This window comes from Methylomonas methanica (assembly GCF_001644035.1).
In the GTDB taxonomy this organism is placed as follows: domain Bacteria; phylum Pseudomonadota; class Gammaproteobacteria; order Methylococcales; family Methylomonadaceae; genus Methylomonas; species Methylomonas methanica_A.
On the sequence record NZ_LUUG01000104.1, the window covers coordinates 1 to 1,576 of the forward strand.

Consider the following 1,576-nt stretch of genomic DNA (forward strand, 5'->3'; position numbering starts at 1 on the left):
ATTGTGTTGAAAAAGGCGGTTTTTAAAAAGTACGTTGGAAGGTCGTTTTGATTGATTGCTGTGGTTTTGCAGAAGCTGGCAGGTGAGTTTTTTCTTTCTGGTGCGTAAATACGGCTTATATTGCCGTTATGCGGGTATCAATTGGGGTACTGGATCATTGATGGCCAACCTCTTCGCCATTCGCCTTAGATTTTGGGCTGTCGCCGCCAATAGAAACTCATCTTTGGCATTACTGAAGCCTCGTAACCGCAGCTTATCCATTTTCAAGATGCGTTTGAGATGAGCAAACAGCATTTCCACCTTCTTGCGCTCCTTGCGTGACTGCTTATAAGCATCGGTTTTAGTAATGGCACGAGCCACATCACGGGCCGATTCGTGGGGGCTTCGATCGATTTGACGATTTGCCATGTTAGGACAACACTGCGCTTTGAGCGGACAGGTTTGGCAATCCAATTGGCTGGCGCGATAGCGATAAGGGTTTTTCTGTTTGCTGCGCCAAGCGATTTTCAGAGACTTCCCCGCAGGACAGATATACTGATTATTCTCCGCGTCATAAGTAAAGTCAGAGCGGCCGAAGGTGCCATCGCTGCGTTCTGACTTATCAAATACGGGTACATGCGGTTCTATGTCTTTTTCATCGACTAACCATCCGAGCATGGCAGCTGAACCATAATTGGTGTCGCCCACCAAACGTTCGGGCTTCAGACCAAAGGTCTCTTCTACCCGATCAATCATGGTCCGAGTCGCCTCCACTTCGGCGGCTTTATTGACCGCTGAGGCTCCTACGTCGAGGATGATGCCGACTTCCAAGTCGATCAAGTAATTGGTTGAATAGGCAAAGAATGCAGGTCCACCGGGTGCGGCCGTCCAGGTAGCCGCCGGATCAGTCAGTGAAAGCGTCCGGGTGGACTCTTTGGGGTCATTCGTTTCTTCTAGTGCCGCGAGATATTCACGGACCGGACGTTCTGCTTGAGCGGGATCGCCCCAGTCAATATCGCCACCATTTTCTACCCGACGTTGCCGTTGGGCATCGGCTTTGATGATGCTGGCGTCGGTGGCAAAACCTTCACCACGCACCAGACCTTCTGCCATGCATCGTTTCAGGACCGTTTCAAACACTAGCCGAAAAGCCTGACTGTCCCGAAAACGGCCCAGGCGATTCTTGGAAAAGGTGGAATGATCCGGCACGGGATCGTCTAAATCCAGTTTGCAAAACCAACGGTAAGCCAAGTTCACATGCACTTCTTCACACAGACGACGTTCGGAACGAATGCCAAAACAATAGCCGAGAATCAACATGCGGATCATCAGTTCGGGTGCAATCGATGGCCGACCGATAGGGCTGTAATACTCCGCCAATTGCTGACGAAAATCACCTAGGTCGAGAAAATGATTAATGCCTCGAAGCAGATGATCTTTGGGAATGTGGTTTTCGAGACTGAAACAGAAAAACAACTGCTCCTGGATCCCGGATTGTTGTCCCATCATGGCGTCACCTCATGATTGAGTGGCTGTTGGCGGTATTTTACTACGGTGGGAGCCGAATATCAGGGGACTTTTTCAACAGAATCGGCCG

1 protein-coding gene is annotated in these 1,576 nt (G+C 50.2%); it reads right to left on the reverse strand.

Features of this window, described 5'->3' with window-relative positions:
* Positions 1–126: 126 nt before the first annotated feature.
* Positions 127–1,488: a transposase gene (locus A1332_RS19290; RefSeq protein WP_064010050.1), complete on the reverse strand. Its 1,362-nt coding sequence runs from the start codon at positions 1,486–1,488 to the stop codon at positions 127–129.
* Between the last annotated feature and the right edge of the window lie 88 nt (positions 1,489–1,576).

Excerpts from the sequence above, each read along its gene's own strand:
- A1332_RS19290 (WP_064010050.1), bottom strand. The coding sequence starts at position 1,488 with ATGATGGGACAACAATCCGGGATCCAGGAGCAGTTGTTTTTCTGTTTC.